Below are 17,856 nucleotides of genomic sequence, written 5' to 3'. Positions count from 1 at the left end.
TTCGCACTGCATGCTAGAATGCGCCGTTCATTGGGGAGTAGCCGCTTCGCTCGATGCCACGCCGCCCGGCGCATTCGTGACGAAGGCGTCCGTCAACAGACTTGGCCTCGCGGCCATGGCGGACGCAGCCCGCAAGGCCTGGCGAGACCGATGGTTCATCGCGCGCCGCAATTGGGCCCGGCGCGCGGTGGATCGTCGCTCGCATTCAACCAGGCCCTGGGATATTCGTGCCGTGACCCAAGCTTTCCTGATCTCGACGGGCGCCGTCGCCCTCGCCGAAATCGGCGATAAAACCCAACTGCTTTCCCTCGTCCTCGCCGCACGCTATCGCAAGCCGATGCCGATCATCGTGGGCGTGCTCGCCGCGACGCTGATCAATCACGGCTTGGCCGGCGCGCTCGGCGAATGGCTCGGCGAATATCTGACACCGTCCGTGATGCGCTGGGCGCTCGCAATCTCGTTCATCGCAATGGGCCTGTGGATTCTCGTGCCCGACAAGCTCGACGCCGACGAAGCCAACGCGGCGCGCTCGCGGCTCGGCGTGTTCGGCGCGACGTTCGTCGCGTTCTTCCTTGCGGAAATGGGCGACAAGACGCAAATCGCGACCGTCGCGCTCGCCGCGCGCTTCCAGGACTACATCGGCGTGGTTGCCGGCACGACCTTCGGAATGATGCTCGCGAACGTGCCGGCGATCCTGCTCGGCGAGCGCTTCGCGCACCGGCTGCCGACCCGTGTCGTGCACGTCATCGCCGCCGTGCTGTTCATCGTGCTCGGTGCGCTCGCGTTTATTCGCGGCGGCGCGTGACGGCGCACGGCGCTGCTTCGGCATGCGTGTCGATCGATCGGGCCGCAAGGCGGACAGTCGGTCGACACGCCATTGCATGCTGCCGCACCGCATCGTGCCACCGCGCGGCGCAACGGGCGGCAGGTGACGAACCGCGCCGGCGCGGCGCGCTGCCGGTTCGCCGGCCTTGGTTCGCCGTTCGCCGTTCGCCGTTCGTCTTTCGCCTTTCGCCTTTCGCCTTTCGCCTTTCGCCTTTCGCCTTTCGCCTTTCGCCTTTCGCCTTTCGCCTTTCGCCGCCAGCGTGCTGACTTACCGCACTGCCGCAGCCGCCCCCGACGCGGAAGCGGGAGCCGGCACGGCCCGCTCGTTCGACGGCATCGCAGCCGGGCCGCGCGCGTCGACGGGCAGCCGCACCGTGCGCACCGTCCCGTTGCCGAGCGGAAAGTCGGCAAGCGCCGCGCGGGCCAGGTACGGCATCGCCTGCAGCAGCGACGCCCCGTCGCCCGCATTGCGCGCGGAGACGTTATAGACCTCCTTGCCCGTCGCACGCTCGGAGATCCGGATGTCGAGCGTGCGCTCGAAGATCTGGTAGGTCTGGTTCACATAGCCCGCCGGAAACGGCCCCCACGGACCATACGGCCCCCAGGGTCCGCCGCGCCAATACGGGCCGGGGCCGAACCACGGATCGTAATAGACCGGTTGCGGCACGCTCACCCAGTTGCTTTTGATCCCATACGAAAGCCCGACGAGGTAGCGCGCGTCCTTCGCCGGCACCCGGTTGAACGCATAGGCCGACAGTTCGTTGCCGACGAGCTGCTCGTAAGTCGCCTGCTCCAGGCTGTTCTGCTGCTCGGCGCTCCGGCTGAACGCGTAGGTGCGCGACGCATCGTTGCCGTTCCAGCTCGAGAACGCGGTGACCTGTGTCGTCACATAAGACGTGCAGCCGGACAGCAGCACGAGCGTCGCGCCCGCGAACCCGATGGCGCCGCGGGCGGTTGAGTAGCGTTTCATGTTCGTCCTCTTGATCGATGGTCGCACGCCGGCGGCAGCGCAGCCCGGCAATGATGGAAATGATCGGATCATAGCCGCCGCGCGGGCGTCGCGCCGATAATACGCAGACTGTCCGCGCGGGCGAAAAGTTCGGCCGCCCAGCGTGGACGAAGGCTTTGTACAATGAGCGTTTCATCGCCGCCGCGCCCGTGCGCGCAAGCGCCCGCCCTTCTCTTACCACCCATGATCGCCATGTCCGAAACCGCCGCTCCTTCCGCCGTGATCCGCCGTAGCGACTATACGCGCCCCGCGTTCCTGATCGACACCGTCGCGCTCGAATTCGACCTCGCGCCCGCCCGCACGCGCGTGCGCAACACGATGCGCGTGCGCCGCAATCCGGACGCCGCCCGCGCACCGCACCTCGAACTGATGGGCGAGGCGCTTGAATTCGCCGGCGCATGGATCGACGGCGCGCCGCATGCCGCCGCGCGCGCGCACGAGCATGGCCTGACGGTGGAAAACGTGCCCGACGCGTTCGAGCTGACCATCGACAGCGTGTGCGCGCCCGAGTCGAACACGACGCTGTCCGGCCTTTATGTCTCGAGCGGCAATTTCTTCACGCAGTGCGAGGCGGAAGGCTTCCGGCGGATCACCTACTTCATCGACCGCCCCGACGTGATGGCGACGTATACGGTTACGCTGCGCGCGGACAAAACCGGGTATCCGGTGCTGCTGTCGAACGGCAATCTCGTCGATTCGGGCGACCTGCCCGACGGCCGCCACTACGCGAAATGGGAAGATCCGTTCAGAAAGCCGAGCTATCTGTTCGCGCTCGTCGCGGGCAAGCTGGTCGCGCTCGAGGAGAAAATCACGACCGGCTCCGGCAAGGAAAAGCTGCTGCAGGTCTGGGTCGAGCCGCAGGATCTCGACAAGACCCGCCATGCGATGGATTCGCTGATCCATTCGATCCGCTGGGACGAAAAGCGCTTTGGCCTCGAACTCGATCTCGACCGCTTCATGATCGTCGCCGTCGGCGACTTCAACATGGGCGCGATGGAAAACAAGGGGCTCAATATCTTCAACACGAAGTACGTGCTCGCGAATCCGCAAACGGCAACGGACGTCGATTTCGCGAACATCGAATCGGTGGTCGGCCACGAGTATTTCCATAACTGGACGGGCAACCGCGTGACCTGCCGCGACTGGTTCCAGTTGAGCCTGAAGGAAGGGCTGACCGTATTCCGCGACCAGGAATTCTCCGCCGACATGGCCGCGGGCGACGACCTCGACGCCGCCGCGCGCGCGGTCAAACGCATCGAGGACGTGCGCGTGCTGCGCCAGCTCCAGTTCGCCGAGGACGCGGGCCCGATGGCACACCCGGTGCGGCCCGAGAGCTACGTCGAGATCAACAACTTCTACACGATGACCGTCTACGAGAAAGGCGCGGAAGTCGTGCGGATGTACCAAACGTTGTTCGGCCGCGACGGGTTCCGCAAGGGAATGGACCTGTACTTCAAGCGCCACGACGGCCAAGCCGTCACCTGCGACGACTTCCGCCACGCGATGGCCGACGCGAACGGCCGCGATCTCGCGCAATTCGAGCGCTGGTACAGCCAGGCCGGCACGCCACGCGTAACAGTCAGCGCCGAATACGACGCCGCCGCGAAACGCTATTCGGTCACGCTCACGCAAGGCTACAGCGATGCCGCGCGCGATGCTCGGAAGGGGCCGCTGCTGATTCCGTTCGCGATCGGCCTGATCGATGCCGACGGCCGCGATCTGCCGCTGCGGCTCGAAGGCGAAGCGGCCGCGTCCGGCACGACACGCGTGCTCGAGCTGACCGAAACCGCGCAGACGTTTACGTTCGTCGATGTCGCCGCCGCGCCGCTGCCGTCGCTGCTGCGCAACTTCTCGGCGCCGGTGATCGTCGAATACGACTATCGCGACGACGAACTTGCATTCCTGCTCGCCCACGACAGCGATCCTTTCAACCGCTGGGAAGCGGGCCAGCGGCTCGCGACGCGCACGCTGCTGGCGCTCGCCGCGCGCGCAGCCGTCCAGCAGCCGCTCGCGCTCGACGACACGTTCGTCGCCGCATTCAAGCGCGTGCTGAACGACGACGCGCTGTCGCCCGCATTTCGCGAGCTGGCGCTGACGCTGCCGTCCGAGGCGTATCTCGCCGACCAGATGAACGAAGCCGATCCGGCCGCCGTTCACCGCGCGCGCCAGTTCGTGCGCCGCGAGCTGGCGGCCGCGCTGCGCGCCGACTGGCTCGCTGCCTACGAACGCCACGCGACGCCGGGCGATTACGCGCCGACGCCCGACGCCGCCGGCCGTCGCGCATTGAAGAATCTCGCGCTTGCGTATCTCGCCGAGCTTGACGATCCGGCCGACGCAGTCCGGCTCGCGCACGCGCAATACGACGCCGCGAACAACATGACGGACCGCGCGGCCGCGCTCGGCGCGCTGCTGTCCGCCGCCGCGGGTTCGTCGGCCGCCCAGCCGGCCGAGCGCGCGCTCGACGATTTCTATCGCCGCTTCGAGCACGAGGCACTCGTGATCGACAAGTGGTTCTCGATGCAGGCAACGCGTCGCGGCACGCCCGAGCATCCGACGCTCGATACCGTGCGCAAGCTGCTCGAACATCCCGCGTTCAACCTGAAGAATCCGAACCGCGCACGCGCGCTGATCTTCGGCTTCTGCTCGGCGAACCCGGCGCAGTTCCACGCGCCCGACGGCTCCGGCTATGCATTCTGGGCTGATCAGGTGCTCGCGCTCGATGCGTTGAATCCGCAAGTCGCCGCGCGGCTCGCGCGCGCGCTCGAGCTGTGGCGCCGCTACATACCCGCGCTGCGCGAGCCGATGCGCGACGCGCTCGAGCGCGTCGCCGCCGGCGCGCAGTCGCGCGACGTGCGCGAGGTTGTCGAAAAAGCGCTCGCGTAGCGCAGGCTTGACGCAGCGGGCCCGGACCGGGCCCGGCTGCGGCAAGCGCGCCGGGTAGCCCGAATCGGAACCCATCCGGGCCCGTCAGCACAACGACGGCCCGAAGCGAAACCTGCCGGAGCGCAGGCACCGTGCAATCCCGCGGCACGGGGCGGCGGGCACGCCCTGCAGGCCGCCGTCTCGCACGCTGCGGCACCTCGCCCGCCAACGGCGCGCATTCGCCCGCGCGGCGCGATGTCCGATACCGCACCCAACGCCCGCGACGCCGCTGGCAGTCCCGACGCCGCATCCCACGCATCCGGCAAACGGCGCCCCCCAGCCGCCCCCATGACCCGCCAACGCGCGCCAGCCCGCAGCCTGCGCCACTGCGCCGTTCCTGGCGCGGCGATCCGCCCAAGCCCCCGCTCCGGCCATGCGCGCCGGAATCGCCGGGCGGCCGTCCGAACCACCGCGGCAGACAGCGCGCGTTACGCCACATTCGGCGCGCTGCGCGACGAAAAACCGCCGATCGGCATGGCGCGGCGAGTAAAATCGAGCCAATTATTCCTATCCCAACATCTTCAGCATTTTTCAGCCTCTCGGAGCCCCTCGATGTCCATTACCCGACGCACCACGCTGTCCAAGTTCCTGATCGAGCAGCAGCGTGAAACCCATAACCTCCCCGCCGATCTGCGCCTGTTGATCGAAGTGGTCGCGCGCGCGTGCAAGGCAATCAGCTACAACGTGAGCAAGGGCGCACTGGGCGACGCGCTCGGCACGGCCGGCAGCGAGAACGTCCAGGGCGAAGTTCAGAAGAAACTCGACATCCTGTCGAACGAAATCCTGCTCGATGCGAACGAATGGGGCGGCAATCTCGCCGCGATGGCATCCGAGGAGATGGAGACGTTCTTCCCGATCCCAGCGAACTACCCGCGCGGCGAATACCTGCTCGTGTTCGACCCGCTCGACGGCTCGTCGAATATCGATGTCAACGTATCGATCGGCACGATCTTCTCAGTGCTGCGCTGCCCGGACGGCCAGCAAGCGACCGAGCAGTCGTTCCTGCAACCCGGCACGCAACAGGTCGCGGCCGGCTACGCGGTATACGGCCCGCAAACCGTATTCGTGCTGACGACAGGCAATGGCGTGAACTGCTTCACGCTCGATCGCGAGGTCGGCTCGTGGGTGCTGACGCAAAGCAACCTGCAAATTCCGGCCGATACGCGCGAATATGCGATCAACGCGTCGAACGCGCGCCACTGGTACGACCCGGTGAAGCGCTATATCGACGAACTGAACGCGGGCGCGGACGGCCCGCGCGGCGAGAATTTCAACATGCGCTGGATCGCGTCGATGGTCGCTGACGTGCACCGGATCCTGAACCGCGGCGGCGTCTTCCTGTACCCGGCCGATAAGCGCACGCCCGATCGCCCGGGCAAGCTGCGGCTGATGTACGAAGCGAATCCGATGTCGTTCATCGTCGAGCAGGCGGGTGGCGCGGCCACCACGGGCACCGAGCGCATCCTCGACGTTCGGCCGACGGGGCTGCATCAACGCGTGCCGGTGATCCTCGGCTCAAAGAACGAAGTCGAGCGCATCGCGCGATATCACCAGGAAGCGAAGTAAGGCGGCGCACGGACAGCGCGACGCGGGTCATCGGAAAACGCCGCGCTGCCCGCGCGCGCGAAATTCGGGGAAGCCGGGCGGCGGAGATTCGATGAAAACGCTGTTCCGCCCAGCCGACGAAAAAATTTTCGCCTACCCTCTTGTCAGTCCCGTGTAGGCACCCTATAATCTCATTTCTCTGTTGCCGGTGTAGCTCAGTTGGTAGAGCAGCGCATTCGTAATGCGAAGGTCGTAGGTTCGACTCCTATCTCCGGCACCATACAGAATCGAGGGGTTACAGCGCTTTGCCTGTAGCCCCTTTTTCTTTTCCGGGACCGCTCGATCAGTCGCGCGCGGGAACAAATCTCCATAAAACAGACCGGAACTTCGACGCGACGCCCATCACAAACCATAGCCATTACATTCTTGATGGGAACATACAGTCATGCGAATCAAAATGCTGTCCGCCGCCGCGCTCGTCGCGTCGCTCGCCGCCCCGGCCGCATGGGCCGACGCGCCCGCCAAGACCGATGCGTGGTCGCTGAGCGCGATCTTGCACGACCGCGCGGCGAAATCCGCTTTCGACGCGATGAAAAAAGGCCAGCGACTGCCGGCATGGGTGACGAAAGGCGCGACCGAAACTCCAGCGCATGCCGTGTCGTTCGACGGACACGACGCTTATGTGATGAGCGGCTGCAAGCCGCATGATTGCGGCTCGGAGCGTATCGCGATCCTTTACGATCCGCAGAAGAAAGTCATGTACGGCGTGCTTTCCGTCGTTGCCCCGAAAAACGATACCGAGCACTTGACTTGGCTCAACATCGGCGGCGGCAGCGAATCGATCGACGGCAAAACGATTCTCTATGCGCAGCTGACGGGCAGCGTCGAAAATCACCCCGGCGCATTCAACTACAAATGACTCGCGCCGCCGGCGCCGGCGCGCGATCCGCGCGACGCCGTCGCGGCGGCCCGGCCAAGCCGGCAAGCGATAGCCGGTCGCGCATTTTCTTGCGGCGGGCGAATCGTATCGCCGCGCGTGCGAGCACCGGCATGCGGACGCAAGCCCGCCTCCATGCCGGAGCCGCCTGTTCCCCATCGGGCGCATCGCCCGCGCTGTCCGCGCCACGCCTCTTCCCGCCTCTTCCCGCCTCTTCCCGCCTCTTCCCGCCGATGCGCGCCGTTGTCGCCGCTACTGCGGCGCGCCGATCGTCCCGGTCGCGAGCGCCAGCGCCGCGGCCGCCGACAACGCGCCGCTATAGCTGTCGACATACGCATTTGTCGCGACGAGCAACTGGCTTTGTGCGAGCGTGGCGTCGGTAATCGAGCCGACGCCGTTGCGATACGCGGTGAGCGCCGCGTCGTAGCTGGTGCGCGCCGCGTCGACGAGCGCCTTCGCGGCCTCGTGCGAGGCCAGGCTCGTCTGCAACGCGTTTTGCGCGGCGACGATCTGGCGCACCGCCTCTTCCTTCGTGCGCTCGAGCCGCGCCTGCGCACTCTGCGCGTCGTTGCGCGCCTGCATCAGCACGGCCGAGCGCAACCCGCCGTCGTACAGCGGAATCGACACGCCGACGAACACGCTGCCGCCGTAGCGGCTGCCGTTCAGATTGACGGTCGGCGCCTGCTGACCGATTGCAGGCAGCGCGGTGATCGCCGAGCGGCTCGCGTTGTACGACGCCGATGCCGACATGAACACCTTCGGCATGAATTCGGCTTGCGCCGCCCGAATCTTCGCGTCGCTCGCCTTCTCGGCCGCGTAGGCGCTCAACACGTCGGGGCGGCGCGCGATCGCGGAGGCCACGATCTCGTCGACCGACGTGCGCAACGCAGGCGACAGCGGCTGCACCGGAAGCTCCGCGAGCATAGGCTTCGACAGCGGCGAAATACCGAGCGCGGACACGACGCTCAGATAAGCATCGCTATCGGCACCCTGCGCCTCGACGAACGCGAGATTTGCCTGTGCGCGGTTTTGCGTCGCCTGCGCCACTTCGACCACCGTGCCGGTGCCCTGCTTGAATCGCGCGCGCGCGGCCGCGACGATCGCATCGGCATTGTCGAGCGCCTGCCGCGCGGTGCGCACGCGCGCGTGCGCGGCCTGATACCGGTAGTACGCCACGGTGACATCGTGTATCACCTGCTGATGAAGCCCGGTGAACGCGATATTCGCGACGATCGAGCCTTGCTTGGCGGCCTCGACGCGCGCCGCGCGCCCGCCGAAGTCGAACAACAGCCATTGCAACGACAGCGCCGACACCGCGCTGCGCGACGTCGCGTCGACGCCAGAATCGCCCAGCTCGGTCGACGACGAGCTATGGCCGCTCAGATAACGCCCCATCGCGGCCACCGACAACTGCGGCAAATACGCGCTCTTCGCGATCCCCACCGCGAGCGCCGCATTGCGTGCGTCGTTCCACGCGATGCGGGTCAGCGGATTTGCCGATTCGGCGAGATCGATCAGATCGGGCAACGTGTAGGTGCGCGCCGGATCGAACTCGCCCGCCGAGGCGACGCTGCCGAGCGCGTGGTTCGCAGGCAGCGTGTAGTCGTGGCGCCCGGTATCCGGCACGGCTTTTTGCGGCGCCGGCACGATCTGGCCGGCGGGCGTCGTCTGCGGCAGCCACGGGCGATCGGCCGCCTGCGGCGCGAGATCGATTGACGACGTCGCGCAACCGGCCAATCCGGCAGCGGCCGCGACAACAGCCGCGACGAACGACAAGGTTGGCGCTTCAGGCAGGCGCATGGGCGATGGACTCCTTCGGTGCGGCTTGACCCGCGTCTGCGGCAATGGCCGCAAGCCGCGCGTCGATCAGATTCAGCAATGCATCGCGCGACGCATCGGCCATGGCGGGTTCGCGCACCGGATGCGCCGGATGCGCCGTGGATGGCGCCGGCACGGCGTCCGGCGGCTGGATCGGGCGTCCTGCCGCATCGGCGTCGCGCTGGCCGCCGGCTGCACCCGCAGCGTCTTTCGTAGGTTGCGCGATGGCGCGCGGCGGCATGGCAGCGGCGGCGCGCGTGCCGTCGCCGTCGCCATCGGATTGCGCAATGGTCTGCGGCGGCATGTGGCCGGCCCCAGGCGCGCCGCGTTCCGGCGACGAGCCGAGCATTGCATCAGGCAACGGCGCGCCGTCGAGCGTGCGCGCGTCGCTGCCCGCGCGCGCATCCGCCTGCTGCCGCGCCACCTTCCGCGACAGGCCCAGCAGCCGTGCCTCGAGCGCGGCGTCGCCCCGCGAGCGCTCGGCCAGCAGGAATACCGGCCCCTCGAGCGCCGCCAGTTCCATGAGCCTGCGCCGGCGCTCGGCGATCCATCCGGGCGCGGGCCGCACCCACGCCGGCTCGTAGTGCATCAAACCGAGATTCTGCGCGAGCGCGCCGCCACGCGCGAGCGCGTCGGCCGCCAGTATGCGCCGCTGCGCGGGTTCGGCGACGCGCGCGAGCTGCCGCCACTGCTCGACGAGTGCCGCAAGTGCCGCATCCACTTGCTTGGCAATGCTAACCGGCCATACACGCGTGAACACCAGATAAACCACCACGTTGCCGAGCAGAATCCCGATCGTGCGGTCACGCGCGAGCGTCAGATCGAAGCCCGGCCCCGCTCCCTGGATCACGCAAAGGAAAAACGCGAACGCGATCTGAAAACCCGCATATCCGATACGCGGCGAGCCGAACGCCACCCACGCGGACAGCCACGCGCCCGCGAACACGAGCGCCATCAGCTCACCGATCGAAGTGAGCGACGGCACGACGAACACGAGTGCGGCAGTGCCGAGCAGCGCACCGACCATACAGCCCGCGATTCGCAGCGTCAGCTTCTCGACCGTCTCGGCCGTCGTGCCGAGCGACACCATGTAGCACGTGATGAAGCACGTATGAATGCCCGGCCAGTCGAGCTGCGAATACAGCAGATAGCAAAACATCGCCGCGGCGGTGGTCTTCAGCGCATAGCGGATGTGATCGGGGTTGGTACGCGCATCGGGCAGGAAGAAGCCGCCTTGGCGGGCAGCGGGTGCCGGTTTCGACTGCGGTTCCAACTCCGTCTGCCCGTTTGGCTCCGGCGCCGATTCGGGCAGAGCGCCGCCCGCCGGCCCGCCCTGCGCGCTCGGCTGAGCATCAGCAACGGCAAAGCCGGTGATCGCCGCATGCAGATCCGTCGCAACGATGCGCGCAAGCGGCGGCAACCCGTCGACATCGGGCAAAGCCAGTTGAATGTCGACGGGATAGCCGCCTTGCTCGAGCATCGCGGCCATCTCGTCGAGCGTCGCCGCCAGCGGCGCGACGAACGGCTCCGGCAACCTCGCTTGCGGTTCGCGATCCGTAAGATCGACAGCGATCAGAATCGCCGTGCTGGCCGCGACCGCATGCTGCAACGCCGCGACATCGGCAAGCGTCGACGAGCCTTCGAGCTTCGACAGCTTGAGCCACGTCGTCAGTTGCTGGTCGCCGCCGCGCAAGCAAGCGTCGAATTCGGCGCGGGCCGCCCCGGCATCGTCGCCGCGCAACCGCCCGCCGGCAAGCCTCAGCCGCCGCGCGAGCTGCACGGATGCCAGGCGCCGAGGCGAAGGCGCGAGCAGCAGATTGACGACGAGCGACATGCCGGCCGCAATCGCGACCATCAACCATGCATACAACAGCGCGCGCGTCGCGACCTCGCCGAACGGAACCATGCCCAACTTGTCGAGCCCGTAACCTACGACCATCGCGAGAATCGCGCCGATCGGACGCAGCTTGCTAGCCGAGGTCAAATAGAGGAATCCGATCGAAAGCGCGACCATGCACGCCACGCGCAGCACCGGCGAGTCGACGCAAAAAATCGCAACGGCGATCACGAGCCCGATCACGATCGTGATGAGCAGCACCATCGCCACCGTCGTCAATACGCTCGACACGCGGTCCGGCTTGTTCATGAAGAACACCACGTAGGCCGAGATCGCCGCCTCGGGCGTGCCGTACAGGCTCGTGACGAGCACCGTCAGCGCGCAGATCAGCGCGACGCGCGCCGCCATGGCCGAGCGCCCCGCAAACGGTGCGAGCAGCCGCAAAATCTCGCGCGGGCGAGGCGCCGCGACGTCAGCGGCAAGCTGAACCATGCCGGATCTCGATGATTGCGCTCGCCCCCACGCGCACCAGCTTTTCGTCGGGTTCATCGAGCTTCACGCGAACCGGAAAACGCTGTTCGACACGCACCCAGTTCACCGAGCGCTCGACGATCGGCAATGTACGCGGCAAATCCACGCGGCCGGGATCCGAGACGCCCGCGCCGATCCCCACCACGTGGCCGCGAATGGCGCGGCTGCGGTCGATCATCGAATAAACCGTCGCGCAATCGCCCGGCGCGATCCGCGACAACGCGGTCTCGCGGAAATTGCCGACGGCAAACCATTCACTCGCATCGACCAGCGTGAAAATAGACTGGTTCGGCCCGACCGTCTCGCCCGCCAGGATCGACAATCCGGTCACGAAGCCGTCGTGCGGCGCGCGCACCACCGTATCATCGAGCGCATGCTTCGCTCGCGCGAGCGCGGCTTCGCGCGCGTGCAGCGTCGCGACCGCGTCGGCGTCGTCGCCGATCGTGCGCGACGACGCACGCTGCTGCTCTTGCGCCTGCTTCAGCGATACCGCCGCATCGCGCTGCGACACCTGCGCCTGATCGAATTGCTGCGCCGGCACGTACCCTTGCGCGGCCAGAGGCGCGAGTCGCTCGACGGTGCGCGTGGAGAGTTCGTAATGGTGCGCCGCGCGCTTGACCTGCTCGGCCGCGACCGCCGCATTCGAGGTCTCGCCGATGATCGCCTTGCGCCGCGAATCGAGCGACGCGCGCGCAAGCTCGACATCGGCCTGCGCCTGCGCGACCGAAAGTCGGTACGGCACTGGATCGATCTCGAACAACAGATCGCCTTTCGAAACCCGCTGGTTCTCGTGCACGGCGAGTCGGACGATCCGCCCGCTCACCGGCGTCGCGACGTGCACGACATCTGCGTCGATCGTCGCGGCATCGGTCGACGGATAGCGCACGCTGCGCTCGTATGCATACCAGATGGCGGCAATGCCGAGCGCGACGATCGCAAGCGCGATCAGACGGCCTTTCGGCGCGCTTTTGCGAACCCCTGCAAGCTTCATGACAGTTGCCCCGAGCCAATCAACCAGACAAACACGGCGATCACGAATCCGATCGCGGTGCACACGGAAAGTTGGAAAGGCACCGTCTGAGCCCAGCCGGTCGAGACGAACACCCGGTGCGCGACGATCGCGCCCGCGACCCCGATGAGCGCGCTGACCAGCCAAAGCGGAAAATACGCGCCGAACAGTGCAAATGACGGCGCGCCGCGCGTCGCGCAGCCTTCGAGCGGAACAACCAGCACGCAGGCGGACCCGATACGGACAAACGGATTCAGCATTGTTTTTTTCATGTGGATTGTTGAATTCGACGGATCGGACAAGCGCCGCAAACCGGCCGGATCTGCGATGATCACTCCGGCCGGCTGGCCGGCTGTGGTCATACCCCAGATTCGCAGCGGGCGTCTCGTGATAATTTAGCCGCCTGCCGGCCGCCACTTCTGCCGTCTTTACCATCCGCCGCCTGCCGGCAACAAGTTTCGCACTGCTTGCAAAGGATGATAAATATAAACTTTCAATTATTTACAAAAAGAAATACGTTCGCTTGCCCACAAAACCCCCTGGCAAATCGGACTCGGGCCGCATAACATTACTTAACGATCCTGACCCGCCTATTGAAGTACATTGCGGGGCAGCGCGGCGCGCCCACGCCGAGTCGTCCAGCGGGGTGCCCGTATCGTTTCACTTGGAGTACTCACCAAAGGAGAGGACCACTATGGCAGCACATGGCTTGATTGCGTGGCTCATCATCGGCGCGATTGCCGGCTGGCTCGCCGGATTGCTCGTCAAGGGCGGCGGCTTTGGCCTGATCGTCGATATCATCGTCGGTATCGTCGGCGCCGTCATCGGCGGCTGGCTGGCGGGTCTGCTCGGCATCAGCTTGGGCGGCGGCCTTATCGGTTCGATCATCGTCGCCGTCATCGGCGCCGTGATCCTGCTGTTCGTCATCCGGCTGTTCAAACGAGGCGCCTGATCCTCCCTTCGCTGTAATCCGGCCCGCGTCCGCGCGGGCCGGCCTTTTCCAGCGTTGTCCTCGCCGCTGCGACAGCGGCACGCTGCGCAGGCGCTCATCACCCGCGCCGTTTGCCGGCGTCGGCCGAGCGGCCCGCGCGGTGCGCAACGCGGCAAATCAATGCGCATCCCGCAACCAGCCGTCGAGCACCGCTGGCGCGAGCAGCCCGCTCTTCCCCCTTCGCATGCCGTTCGCATCGATCCATAGCGTTCGCGGCAATTCGCCCCGCCATTCAGGATCGAGCGCCGCGCGCAGACGCTCCGGCATCGGTTCCGCATTTCCGTATTGCAACACGTCGGCCGGCAATTGCATCTGCGCCAGTGCCCGTTCCAACTGCGACGCCGCCTCTTCGAGCGGATCGAGTGCGACGAGCGCGATCCGCACGTGCGGATGCGCGCGCCGCCATTCGACGAGATGCGCGACGTTTTCCCGGCAATATCCGCAATCGAGCGACCACACCTCGACGACGAGCGGCGCACCGCGCCCGCTTGCATAAAGCGGCCCGACGTCCGGCACCCGCAGCGGCAGCAGCCGAGACAACGAGGCCGGGCGCGGCGGCGGTTCGGCGGCCACGCCCGCATATGCAACACACCCTGCGATGAACGCCATCGATACGGCAATCGCGCGCCTCATCATTGCCCCTCCACATCGATCACCCGATAGCCGTCATTGCGCGTGCGCCACGACAAATAGACACGCTCGCGATCGACCAGGAGCTGCGGGTTGTCGCTTGCGCCGGCGGTTTGCGCGAGCGTGCGCGGCTCGCTCCAATGCGCGCCGCCGTCGTCGGAGCGGCGTAGCTTGATACGCATCGTGTCGCCGTCGAGCGCCTTCCATGCAAGCCAAAGCTTGTCGCGCCGCGCGACGAGCGCCGCATGCGAAGCCTGTTCGCCCGGCGCCGCAGGATCGTCTGCGAATGCGAAAGACGAGCCGATCGGCACGCCTTTCGCATCGAGCCGCGAATAAAACACGTCGGCGCGGCCGTCGACGACGCTGAACCACGCCAGATGCCGCACGCCGTCCGGCGTAACCGCAAGCGCGGGCCCATGCTCCGGACACGCCTCGACATGCCAATTCGAGAACGTCGCGCGTACCGGCTCGACGGCGCGATCCGCGTGCGCAGGCAACACCGCCAGCGCATGATCACGGATCTGGCCAGGAAACACGCCGCGCCAGACGGCCTGCACCCGCCCATGCGAATCGACCGTCATCGCGATTCGGCAGCATTCGCACGTGTGATCCATCACCTTGCGCTCCGGCTCGAATGTCGCGCCGCCGTCGCTCGATACCGCGTAGTAGACGGCCGCGCCGTCATATGGCAGCCCCGCCCGCTGCGCCGCCACCCGGTCGCGCTTGTCGATCCACGCAACGAAAATGCGCCCTTGCGGATCGACCATCAGCATATCGAAACGATGCGTGATCGCCTGCCGATCGCGGTGGACGGTGAGCGGCACCGACCAGGTCGCGCCGCCGTCGAGCGAGCGCGAAAAACGCACCATGCCGGTATAAGGCGCATCGAGCGGCATCGACCACGTCACGTAAATCGCGCGGCCGTCCGGGCTTGCGGCGAGTTTCGGCCGGTTCTCGGCACTCGTGTAGATCGGCTCCGGCAGCGCGTTGACGGTCGCGGGCGCGGACAGCGTGCGCCCAGCGTCGTCCGAATGCGCGACCTGAACATGCTCGCCGTCGACCCATGCCACCCACAGCCGATGACGCGCATCGAACGCGGCACCGGTCGCGAGCGGCGTTTTTTGCGTGACGTCCGCGCTCGCGGCATGCATCGCCATATGCGTCGACTGCGCCGCACGCGGCGCGGGCGCCTGCTCGGCCGCCGATGCCGCCATCGGCATCTCGTGCGCGTGCGCGCCGAACGCGAGCGCAAATGCCGCGCCGAACCTCCCCCATCGTTTCAGATCGCCCATTTCAGCTCTCCATAAAACGTCCGCCCCGGATAGGGGTGAAACACGTAGTAGCGGCGGCCCGTCACGTTATCGACGCCGAACGATGCAAGCCAGTGCCGATCGAACCGGTATTGCGCCTTCAGATCGACGAGCGCATACGAACTCGCGCCGCCGTACACGTTCGGGTTCACGTCCCGGTTGTCGAGCGTGTTGAACTGACGCCCCGAATAGCGAACGCCGAGACTTGTCATCCAGTGCTCGTCGAAGCGATACGACGCGAGCAGATTCGCGCGCATGCGCGGAATCCGCGGCCAGCGCGCACCGACATACACGGCATTGGCCGCATCGGCGAGGATCTGCGCATTGGTCGCCGACACGTTTGCATCGACATCGAGCCCCCTGAGCCCGACGTTCTGTCCGGAAAACGCCAGCTCGACGCCGCGCACGCGCACGCGGTCCACGTTCGAGATGTTCGTGTACGTCGCCGCGCCGGCAAGCGTCGTCTGACTATAGATGGCGTTGCGCTGATCGCTCTGGAACACGCTCGCGCGCACGACGCCCACGCCGACGTCACGCTCCGCGGTGAAATCCCAATCGATCGCTTTTTCCGGCCGCAGGTTCGGGTTGTTATTGACGATCGCGTTATTCGAGATCGTCCCCTGGAACAGTTCGGCGACGGTCGGAAAACGCGTGCCCGTCGCGAACGACAGCCTGAAACGCCACGCATCGGCAGGCTCCCATTGCAACGCAAGCTTCGGCGACAGCGCATTCGCGCTGCGCCCGGCATAGCCGAGCGTCGAGTTCGCATCGCCAAGCACGCCGCCATATGCGTCCCAGCGCTCGTAACGCAACCCGAGCGTGGCCAGCCAGCCGGGTGCGAAACGCCACGCATCCTGCGCGTACAGCGCCTGCGTGCGCGTGTTGCCGCGATAGCGGCTGGCGAGCGACGTCGGCACCGCGCTTTGCCAATCCGGCGTGTTGTAGGTCTCGTTGTTCAGGAAATAGGTGTCGAAGTGATAGCCGAACGACAGCCGGTGCCCGCGCACGTCGGCCGATTCCGCGCGCAGATCGACCGTGCGCCAGCCCGTGCCGTCGCCGTGGAACACCGTGCCGGCGCCGGCCGGCGATACGCCCGACGACGCCCGCAGCACGTCGCGCGACACGTCGTATGCGGATGCGACCATCGACAGCCTCCATCCCGACGCAAGCCGCGCGTCGAGCCCGAGCCCATATAGCCAGTTCTCCTGATCGCCGCTTTGCGCAGCGAATGCCGCGGGCGACACCGTATAGTTGCGCCCGCCGAACGACACGTTGCCGCCGTACACCGGATTGCCCGCCGTGTCGCGCAGGAACGTGTCGCCGTGCTGCCGGAAGTGATTCTCCCAATGGCCGAGCGTAAGCGTCGCGTCGACATGATCGGTGAATGCATAGCCCAGGCGCAGCGATTCGTTGATCTGCTCGGTGCGCTCGATCGTCTGCGCGCCGACGATGGTGCGCGGCCGGCCGTTCGGATCGACGTCGGTGCGAGCGCCCGTCACCGGCACGCTCGCGCCGAGCTTCGGGTTGTACGCGGCGTTCGGGCTCGCGTACTGCATCGGCTGACTGTCGTTCTCGAGCCGGTCGAGCGACAGCGCATACCAAAAACGCCCGGCCCGATCCGCGACGCGCGCGGTCTGATGGTTGCCGCCGAAGCTGCCGGCATATCCGTAATCGTCGCGATAGCGCTGCGTGAAGAACTGCGTCGACACCGACGCCTCCAGCCGCTCGGGCTTGCGCGTCGTGATCTGCACGGTCGAGCCGACCGAGTTGCCCGGATACAGCGCGGAAAACGGGCCATAGAGCACGTCGACGCGCGCGATATCGTCCGGTTGGATCAGCGACCAGCGCGGCGGATACGAATAGCTCGAACCGAGCAGATTCGACAGCAGCAGACCGTCCGCGTAGACAAGCCCGCGCGCGCTCTGCAACTCGTTGAAATCGCGGCCGGCGAACACCGAATTGCGATCGCCGATATAGCGCCTGCGCACCATCAGATTCGGCGCATATTTCAGCGCATCCTCGGTTGTCACGTTGACGTGCGAATCGATCCGCTCGCGCGTAAGCGATTCGACGACGCCCGGCGTGTCAATGGCAAACGCCGGCCGCCGCGCGGTGACGGTGACGACGTCGAGGGTGCGCGTGGGCACGGCCGCCGGGGTTGCAACAGCACCTGGCGGACGCGGCGAAACGGGCGGAAGGCCGGATGCGGAGGCGGCCGGCGCAGTGGCTGGCGAAGCGGCTGGCGAATTCACGACGGCGGCGTCATTGGCCGCCGCGTGAACGGTAGGCCACGCGAGCGATGCCGCGCACGCGGCCGCGAGTTGCCTGCGCGCGCAGCGTGCGGCAAGAACATTGAGCATGATGAAACGAATCCTGAAAGCGAGGTCGACGACGCGCTGCATGCGCGAGCAAGTGCCACGCTCAGCCTCGACAAACGAGGCCAAACGGCGGCACCAGGCGCCGCGCGCGCAATAAAGCGCTTACGCGGACGC

Annotated in this window: 13 protein-coding genes, 1 tRNA gene and 1 riboswitch; of the genes, 6 read left to right on the top strand and 8 right to left on the bottom strand. The window is 66.7% G+C overall.

Translation table 11 applies throughout. The annotated features are described in order from the left end of the window. Positions 1 to 13: 13 nt before the first annotated feature. Positions 14 to 215: riboswitch (yybP-ykoY riboswitch) on the top strand. Between the two features lie 17 nt (positions 216 to 232). Further along, complete coding sequence (locus AQ611_RS06500) at positions 233 to 805, top strand: TMEM165/GDT1 family protein (protein WP_059519015.1); 573 nt, start codon at positions 233 to 235, stop codon at positions 803 to 805. A gap of 288 nt (positions 806 to 1,093) precedes the next feature. Here the strand turns inward: AQ611_RS06500 and AQ611_RS06495 are convergent, their stop codons facing one another. After that, the gene (locus tag AQ611_RS06495) at positions 1,094 to 1,795 is read right to left on the bottom strand and encodes a DUF4136 domain-containing protein (protein WP_069234030.1); all 702 of its coding nucleotides are present in this window, start codon (positions 1,793 to 1,795) and stop codon (positions 1,094 to 1,096) included. Between the two features lie 231 nt (positions 1,796 to 2,026). Here AQ611_RS06495 and pepN point away from each other — a divergent pair, with 231 nt between their 5' ends. From pepN to AQ611_RS06475, 4 genes are all read left to right on the top strand, one after another. After that, on the top strand, positions 2,027 to 4,717 hold the full coding sequence (gene pepN / locus AQ611_RS06490) for an aminopeptidase N (protein WP_069235172.1): 2,691 nt from the start codon (positions 2,027 to 2,029) through the stop codon (positions 4,715 to 4,717). Between the two features lie 591 nt (positions 4,718 to 5,308). Continuing rightward, on the top strand, positions 5,309 to 6,322 hold the full coding sequence (locus tag AQ611_RS06485; protein ID WP_069234029.1) for a class 1 fructose-bisphosphatase: 1,014 nt from the start codon (positions 5,309 to 5,311) through the stop codon (positions 6,320 to 6,322). Positions 6,323 to 6,505: 183 nt separating this feature from the next. Further along, positions 6,506 to 6,581, top strand: a tRNA-Thr gene (locus AQ611_RS06480). A 165-nt stretch (positions 6,582 to 6,746) separates the two neighbouring features. Next, positions 6,747 to 7,220 carry an Ivy family c-type lysozyme inhibitor gene (locus AQ611_RS06475; protein WP_059519841.1) on the top strand — a complete coding sequence of 158 codons (474 nt, stop codon included), beginning with the start codon at positions 6,747 to 6,749 and terminating at the stop codon, positions 7,218 to 7,220. A 270-nt stretch (positions 7,221 to 7,490) separates the two neighbouring features. On the opposite strand, the gene AQ611_RS06470 is transcribed toward AQ611_RS06475, so the two are convergent. From AQ611_RS06470 to AQ611_RS06455, 4 genes are read right to left on the bottom strand one after another with little or no spacing between them, the layout of a single operon-like run. After that, positions 7,491 to 9,038 carry a TolC family protein gene (locus AQ611_RS06470; protein WP_069234027.1) on the bottom strand — a complete coding sequence of 516 codons (1,548 nt, stop codon included), beginning with the start codon at positions 9,036 to 9,038 and terminating at the stop codon, positions 7,491 to 7,493. Continuing rightward, positions 9,025 to 11,385: an FUSC family protein gene (locus tag AQ611_RS06465; protein WP_083237253.1), complete on the bottom strand. Its 2,361-nt coding sequence runs from the start codon at positions 11,383 to 11,385 to the stop codon at positions 9,025 to 9,027. Before AQ611_RS06465 ends, AQ611_RS06470 begins: the two co-directional genes overlap by 14 nt. Then, positions 11,366 to 12,415: a multidrug transporter subunit MdtN gene (mdtN, locus tag AQ611_RS06460; RefSeq protein WP_059519844.1), complete on the bottom strand. Its 1,050-nt coding sequence runs from the start codon at positions 12,413 to 12,415 to the stop codon at positions 11,366 to 11,368. The genes AQ611_RS06465 and mdtN overlap by 20 nt, the downstream gene beginning before the upstream one ends. Next, entirely contained in the window at positions 12,412 to 12,705 is a 294-nt protein-coding gene (locus tag AQ611_RS06455) for a YtcA family lipoprotein (protein WP_059520059.1), read from the bottom strand. The genes mdtN and AQ611_RS06455 overlap by 4 nt, the downstream gene beginning before the upstream one ends. 422 nt (positions 12,706 to 13,127) lie before the next feature. Between AQ611_RS06455 and AQ611_RS06450 the strand changes: the two genes are divergently transcribed. Next, entirely contained in the window at positions 13,128 to 13,385 is a 258-nt protein-coding gene (locus AQ611_RS06450) for a GlsB/YeaQ/YmgE family stress response membrane protein (protein WP_059519845.1), read from the top strand. Positions 13,386 to 13,541: 156 nt separating this feature from the next. On the opposite strand, the gene AQ611_RS06445 is transcribed toward AQ611_RS06450, so the two are convergent. The 3 genes from AQ611_RS06445 to AQ611_RS06435 are packed head-to-tail and all read right to left on the bottom strand — an operon-like array spanning position 13,542 to position 17,724. Beyond that, positions 13,542 to 14,057, bottom strand: coding sequence for a TlpA disulfide reductase family protein (locus tag AQ611_RS06445; RefSeq protein WP_083237374.1), 516 nt, complete (start codon positions 14,055 to 14,057; stop codon positions 13,542 to 13,544). Next, on the bottom strand, positions 14,057 to 15,346 hold the full coding sequence (locus AQ611_RS06440; protein ID WP_069234026.1) for a sialidase family protein: 1,290 nt from the start codon (positions 15,344 to 15,346) through the stop codon (positions 14,057 to 14,059). The genes AQ611_RS06445 and AQ611_RS06440 overlap by 1 nt, the downstream gene beginning before the upstream one ends. After that, entirely contained in the window at positions 15,334 to 17,724 is a 2,391-nt protein-coding gene (locus AQ611_RS06435; RefSeq protein WP_069235170.1) for a TonB-dependent receptor, read from the bottom strand. Before AQ611_RS06435 ends, AQ611_RS06440 begins: the two co-directional genes overlap by 13 nt. Positions 17,725 to 17,856: the final 132 nt, after the last annotated feature.

This window comes from Burkholderia singularis (assembly GCF_001718875.1).
GTDB classification, from domain to species: Bacteria; Pseudomonadota; Gammaproteobacteria; order Burkholderiales; family Burkholderiaceae; genus Burkholderia; species Burkholderia singularis.
The sequence above is the reverse complement of the archived record's forward strand: the minus strand, read 5'-3'. Positions and strand labels throughout refer to the sequence as shown.